Here is a 7242-nt window from a genome sequence, read left to right as displayed (position 1 = left end):
GGGCTGGGGGGGGTTTCCTATGTTTGCGAGTTAAAAATTGACGGTTCTGCTTTGGCCTTAACCTATGAAAATGGGATTTTAGTTCGCGGTGCGACGCGGGGAGATGGGATTGCGGGAGAGGATATTACTCAAAATGTCAAGACTATTCGCTCGATTCCTTTAAAACTCAATTTAGATAATCCGCCGCCTGTGGTGGAAGTGCGGGGAGAGGCTTTTTTGTCTTTAGCTGTGTTTGAGGAAATTAATCGGGAACGGGAAAAAGCGGGGGAACAATTGTTTGCTAATCCTCGGAATGCGGCGGCGGGTACGCTGCGACAGTTGGATTCTAAAGTTGTGGATAAGCGACGGTTGGATTTCTTTGCTTATACTCTGTATTTAGATGAGGGGAATGAGAGTGACACGCAGTGGGAATCTTTGGAGTTGTTGCGAAGAATGGGGTTTAAGGTGAATCCCAATCGCAAAGTTTGCTATTCTTTGGATGAGGTGCGGGAGTATTACGAATTTTGGGATACGGAGCGGGGAAATTTGCCTTACATGACTGATGGGGTTGTTGTTAAGATTAATCCGGTTTTGTTGCAAAAACAATTGGGTTTTACTCAACGATTTCCGCGTTGGGCGATCGCCCTGAAGTATCCGGCCGCCGAAGTCCCTACAATTGTGGAAGGAGTCACCGTACAAGTAGGAAGAACCGGAGCTCTGACACCTGTAGCGGAACTCAAACCGGTGCAGTTGGCTGGAACCACGGTTTCGCGGGCTTCTCTCCACAATAGCGATCGACTTTCCGAGCTAAATCTCCACATTGGCGATACTGTGATTGTCAGAAAAGCTGGAGAGATTATACCAGAAGTTGTGCGAGTTTTGCCAGAACTTCGCCCCCAAAATGCTCAACTTTTCCAAATGCCTAGTTGCTGTCCCGAATGCGCCCAGCCTGTGGTTCGGGAAAAAGGGGAGGCGGTTACTCGCTGCATAAATACATCTTGTCCGGCAATTTTGAGGGGTTCGCTGATTCATTTTTGCAGCCGGGATGCTCTGGATATTAACGGTGTTGGGGAAAAGTTGGTGCAGCAGATGGTTGATAGCAATCTGCTCAATTCTGCGGCGGATTTGTACGATTTGACTGCGGAAAGATTGATGGGTTTGGAACGCATGGGTAAGAAGTTGGCCCAAAAGTTGGTAAGTGCGATCGCCCAATCGAAAAATCAACCTTATTCGCGGGTACTTTACGGCTTGGGAATCCGCCACGTTGGTAGTGTCAACGCGCAATTGCTGACAGAAAGGTTTGCAAATGTGGAAGAGTTAGCCGCAGTATCGGCCGCTGCGATTGAGGGCGTGTACGGCATCGGGCCGGAAATTGCACAATCGGTTTCTCAGTGGTTTCGAGTTCCGGCAAATCAAAGTTTAATCGCACGGTTAAAAACTGCGGGATTGCAATTGCACTCCGAAGTGAAAAGTCAGAATTTAGCCGATATAAATTTACAATTTGCTGGAAAAACCTTTGTGCTGACTGGAACTTTGCCCACTCTGAAACGAGATGAAGCCAAAGATTTGATTGTCAAAGCTGGAGGTAAAGTCACAGGTTCTGTGAGTGCTAAAACTGATTATGTGGTTGTCGGTGAAGATGCGGGTTCTAAATTAGAAAAAGCTCAATCTTTGGGGGTAAAACTACTTTCGGAATCTGAGTTATTAGAACTGCTATCGAAACCATAAATGATTGGTGAAAATCAATATATCTCTGTTTGCTCTTTCTCTGCGGCCTCTGCGGCCTCTGCGGTTAAAAAAAAAGCTGATTCATTCAGCCGTTTTCAAAGAACATAGGCAACAATTCTATTTCCCTAGGTGCAAAATAGCCGATCCTCTTCGTTGGCGCAGCCCCCGTAGGGGCGGGCTCCGCTAACGCAAATTGTGCAATACCTCAAAAGGCATAGAAATCGCGCTCGTGCTCGATACAATATACATACTTCCGGGGCGCTACTGCTTTTTGAGGTTGCCAGTACAGACGAGTTTTGCTAAAATTTGAGAGAATTTGCAAGAGCGCGCCATCGCCTCCAGCAATTCCCAGCCAATCGCAAAAATCAGAGGAGCTACGTGATGTCGGAAATCCCAGAACCAACACAAACAAATTTGCCACCTCCAGAAATAAGTTCCGAAACCTCTATTTCTATGACGGAAAACTTAAAAAGTAGCTTGGGAAATATCCTGGGCAGTTGGAAGATTAAAGCAGGATTAGCAGTGGCGGTACTGTTTGGAGTGTTCCTGTTTTGGTTTTACTGGCAGCACATGATTGCAGTCGCAGGTATGAAGAGTTGGGCGAGTCGATCGGGCGCTAGGGCGATCGAATGTATGGTAAGAGATACTAATAACGACCAGTATGTAAGTTGCAGCGCTCTCCTCGACCAGCAAATTGTCCCTCTAGAATGCAGTTCTAGTTTGTTAAACATCGGTTGTCGCGTCAATTACGGAACCGCAGCGCCTAACGTGAAACAGGGAGGGCCAAGAGGTTCTGCTTCTTGATAACTTTTAACTCGCTTGGTAATCGGAAAAATATGATTTGGTAATCGGAAAAATATGATTCTGATGGCAAGAATAAATGGTGCGTCAGAATGAAATGAGGAGTGATAATTGAAAATCACCTTTCCTGACGCATCCTACCCTTGACTTCTTCCATCTTCCATCTTCCGACGGACTTACATCCGTTACATCCGTTACATCCGTTACATCCGTTACATCCCGTACATTGCTCGTTGCCGAACTTCCATCTTCCGACGGACTTACATCCGTTACATCCGTTACATCCGTTACATCCGTTACATCCGTTACATCCGTTACATCCGTTACATAATCCGTTGCCGAACTTTCCCTCTTACCAAGGACTGCCGATTAGGGTGAAACTGCTCCAGTAGTAAGGATGAGAAAAATCTTGGTTTTGTTGTAAGTCAGCCGGTAAATTCAATTTGCCCGCTGTTGTTACTAACTGCCCGTTTTCCATCCGAACTTTATGAGCAATCATCGCCTGTTGAGCAAGTTGCAAAGTTTCTGCCTTCGTTGTGGCTCCTCGCAACTGGTGGTAAAATTCGCTCATCAGCGCCAAAGTGCCTCCGTCGTCAACATACCACAAACTCCCTAAAGCAGATTTCGCGCCGGATTTTACCGCTAAACCTCCAAAACCTAACTCTGCTTCCCCATCGCCCAAGGCTGTTCTACAAGCACTTAATACTAATAAGTCTACCTGCGGATTGCGCCAATTTAAACTTTCTAGGCGATCGAGCTGCAATTTGGAATTCCACAGTTGAATGTAAGAATTGCTTGGTTTTCCCGGTTGGAAGTCGGCGTGGGTTGCTAGGTGAACTATCCGAAATCCTCTTTTGGCGTGTTCGGAGTTGAGATTATCTAAAGTGAAAGTCGAATTGAGGAAAGATGGCCCGTGCCACTGAGCGGAAATCGCCTGTAATTCGATCGGCACACTGAGCAAGGGTTTTTGGTTAACAAATTCTGACCTTCCCATTGCTAGCACTGTGGCGTCTGTAACTGCTTTATAATCGCTATTAGTCAAGCTAAAACTCGGAATGAGGCTGAAACTGTATTTTTCAATTAAGAAGCCTTTACCGTCGTGCAAAGCGGCAAAGGGCATACTCCTCAATCCGGGATCGACTGACAGTAACAATGTCTGAATTCCTAAGTTTTTTAAGTCTTTGTCTAGGGGTGCGATCGCCCATTTATATAATTGCTGGGCGGCGCGTAGATAAGTGGTAGTACCGCGTTTTCCCGGACTGGTGATTTCAGCCTGCAACTCCTGAACAAAGGGGAAAAGAGCTGCTCTGTTGGCTTCAGGGACGCTGTAGTGAATCGGCCGTCCCACGGGGGGAACTAAAATTAGTTCCAGTCGATCGGCTAGCGAGATTATGTAGATGATACCAGACCGCTTGCCGGTTTGCTGTTCGATATTTTGTAAAGTTTGTTGGAATGTCGCAATCATGACTTTTTGATCTGGAAGATTGGCTGTTACTCCCAGATATTGTCCAAATTCTTGATTCCTTGTTTGTTCAATTCCCCAGACTGTTTTTTCTATGTCGTTACCTTCAAAAAGTCGATCGGGAGGTGGAACATATCCCAGAACTAAAGAAGAATTAGGAGTTAGTGGTGGCGCTGTTTCCCTGCTGGAAACTGTTGCCGGTCGGTATGCCGGGGGCAACTGACTGATGATACTCGAATCAAGTTTTAAAATTCGATCGGCAGCAGCGCCGGGATTGTCTAGCGGTGGAGTTTTGCGACGGCCTTGCAAGTCTTCTGGATCGGGGATTGAGGGTTGCGGTGCGGGTTTTGCTGTGGCTGTGGGCGATAGTGGTGTTGCTGGTGTGGCGACGGGTGCGATCGTCCTGGGTGGTAATGCGTTAAAGTCGATCGAATTTACTGCTACCGACTGCAGCAGCGGCGGTGTCAGCCCAACAATCGGCGGAATTGTTTGCGTTGTCGGTGGAATTGTCAGCGGAATAGTTGGTGGAATAGTTTCCGTTATCGGCGGAATTGTCAGCGGAATAGTTGGTGGAATAGTTTCCGTTATCGGCGGAATTGTCAGCGGAATTGTCAGCGGAATTGTCGGCGGAATAGTTGGTGGAATTGTTTCCGTTATCGGCGGAATAGTTGGTGGAATAGTTGGTGAAATTGTTTCCGTTGTTGGCGGAATTATCGGTGGAATTATCGGCGGAATTATCGGCGGAATAGTTTCCGTTGTGGGCGGAATTGTCGGCGGAGTTGTGGGCGGAATTATCTGCGGAGTTGTGGGCAGAATTATCTGCGGAATTATCTGCGGAGTTGTCGGCGGAATTGTCGGCGGAGTTGTCGGCGGAATTGTCGGCGGAATTGTCGGCGGAATTGTCGGCGGAATTGTCGGCGGAGTTGTCGGCGTGGGATCGATCGCGTCGTCAGTCGAAAACGCAATATTACCCACACTACTAGAACGCGGAAACGACTGCGATGTAATGCTAGATTGTCCCGTGGTAATTGCGCCCGCCGTACCGTTGCTAGCAGCATTTCCAACGACAAACGGTTGAATCGGCGACCCTCCATCTCCCCCAGCGTGCACAATTGTAATTTGGCCACCACCGGCACCGCCAGCAGTAGAAATGCTAGCAAATCCCGTCGGCGAAAGTGGGGTGGAAAAAGTACCAGTAGCGCGGAAAAATCCCCCTGTCGATTCAATAAACACATTCCCACCGGTGCCGCCAGTACCGCCTTGTGCATCGATCGACTTTACTTGAATATCGCCGATCGGATCTAAGAACACATTGCCGCCATTTCCCGCTGTACCGAAGGAGGTAATTTGTCCCGCCGTAATTGAATTTAAAGCTTTAACGGTGATGTTCCCGCCCGTATTTCCCGCTGTATTCAAATCTTGAGCATTCACTTTTCCCTGCGGGTTCAAAAGCTCGATCGTCCCTCCATTTCCAGCATTTGAAGCAGTAACATTGCCCAATAAATTGATATTTCCCGCGCTATTTATTTGCAAGCTTTGCACATTAATTGTCGAGTTGGCTGTTACGTCGCCAGCATTTTTGATCGCAACATTTGCTAACTGTCCAGTGGCGCCGACTGCTGCGCTGAAAGTGATGCTGCCGCTACCTGCATCCAGATTTAGGCTGCGGGCCACATCAATACTGTCGATCGCACCTCCAAAGGCAATATTTCCGCCACCCGTGCCCAATATCGCGTCTTTCGTCAACCCGAGAACACCGTTAATATTGATATTGCCATTATTGGTAGTAACATTGCCACCCAATTTAGTGCTGTCAGCAGCAATATTAAAACCCGAATTGCTCGCAATATTACCTGTCAATTCCGCTTGCTTTGCGGTAACATTCAAAACAGAAAGTGGTGCTGTTCCGCCGATATTTCCTTGCACCAGCACATTGCCTGTAGCTGCATCTAAGTTTAACAAATGATTGCCGTCGATCGCACCAACTATCTTAATATCTCCGCCGCCGGTACTGAGATTAATATCGTTTCCGAGTTGGATGGTGCCGTTAAGGACGATCGGGTTTTTATTGGTATTGATGCCAGAATTTAAATTAATTGTGGAAGCGTTGAGGGCGATACTGCTGTTGTCATTGCCCGTCAGAGTGCCATCAAGTGCGATCGTCCCAGTTCCCCCTTGAATAGTTACGGGGTCTAAAAATGTGAGATTATTAGGTATACTAACCTTGGCGGTGCTATCCGATCGCCCGATCGCGATCGAGCTAAACCCATTTTGAATAAAATTAAGTTCCGATCCCGTCAAATCTAAAGCGGTAGTATTGTTATCAGTTCCGCCAACCACAATATTTTGGCCGGCTGTTGCTGGTTGCAGCGTTAGCGCGCCCGTACCAGAAACCTTACCTGAAAAATCAATTTCACCGGCAGTTAAAGTCAGCGGGTTACTACCGGCCGATAAACTAGAACCGAAAGCAATAGTTGCATCTCCGAGTGTAAAATTTACAGGAGTATTTAATGTCACCGGCCCACTAAAACTAATGTTGTCATTAGTTGTGGTAATATTTCCGCTCAGGGCAACGCTTCCCGCGCCATTTTGATTAAATGCACCGTCTAAGTTCAGATTATTTAAAATATTTAGATTGCCCGTATTGCTAATTATTAGCGTACCGTTATTGGTAGTAGTCAAAGTTCCTTGCAGATTGATAGTATCAGCCGAAATTCCAATATTGCCAGCTACGTTAATCGCAGAATTTGCATTGATATTTTTTCCGCTAATTTGCAACTTACTTAAAGAATTAGCATTGCCAACTGCACCATTAAATGTAACATTACCGGTATCCCCATTCACAGTCAACTCGCTACTGCCGTTAACTGTATCATTAAAAGTAAGATTGTCACCTGAAATAATCAGATTATTGGCAACAGTGACAGCATCTCCATAAGTTTGACTTCCCGTAGTTGTCACATTGCCATTCAGTTGAGTTGTGCCGCCAGCGTTAGTGGTGACGCTAGCAGCCTTGACGGCATTAAATGCAGTTGTTCCTGTACTATTAACTGTAATATTTTCTAATGTTGCGGTATTGCCAACTCCACCATTGAATGTAACACTACCGCTCACCGCGTTCGCAGTCAAATCGCTGGTGCCATCCACAGTATTGTTGAAAGTAATGCCGTTCCCTGTAAGAGTCGGATTCTTGGTAATTGTGACAGCATCTCCATAAGTTTGACTGCCGGTTGTCTTGACATCGCCATTGAGTGTAGTTGTGCCGCCAGCAT

The 7242-nt window shown here is 46.7% G+C and carries 3 protein-coding genes; 2 read left to right on the top strand and 1 reads right to left on the bottom strand.

Annotation, left to right across the window (positions count from 1 at the left end):
* The coding region (gene ligA, locus AACV78_RS15460; protein WP_194074415.1) for an NAD-dependent DNA ligase LigA at positions 1-1707 on the top strand (1707 nt) is incomplete at its 5' end.
* Positions 1708-2013: 306 nt separating this feature from the next.
* The gene (locus AACV78_RS15455; RefSeq protein WP_228042711.1) at positions 2014-2511 is read left to right on the top strand and encodes a hypothetical protein; all 498 of its coding nucleotides are present in this window, start codon (positions 2014-2016) and stop codon (positions 2509-2511) included.
* A 349-nt stretch (positions 2512-2860) separates the two neighbouring features.
* On the opposite strand, the gene AACV78_RS15450 is transcribed toward AACV78_RS15455, so the two are convergent.
* Positions 2861-7242 (bottom strand): CHAT domain-containing protein (locus AACV78_RS15450; RefSeq protein ID WP_194074414.1); only part of this gene is annotated, 4382 nt, incomplete at its 5' end.

The sequence above is a fragment of the Tychonema sp. LEGE 07196 genome (genome assembly GCF_963890365.1).
In the GTDB taxonomy this organism is placed as follows: Bacteria; Cyanobacteriota; Cyanobacteriia; order Cyanobacteriales; family Microcoleaceae; genus Microcoleus.
Note: the sequence above shows the minus strand (reverse complement) of the source record. Positions and strands in the feature narration are given on the sequence as shown.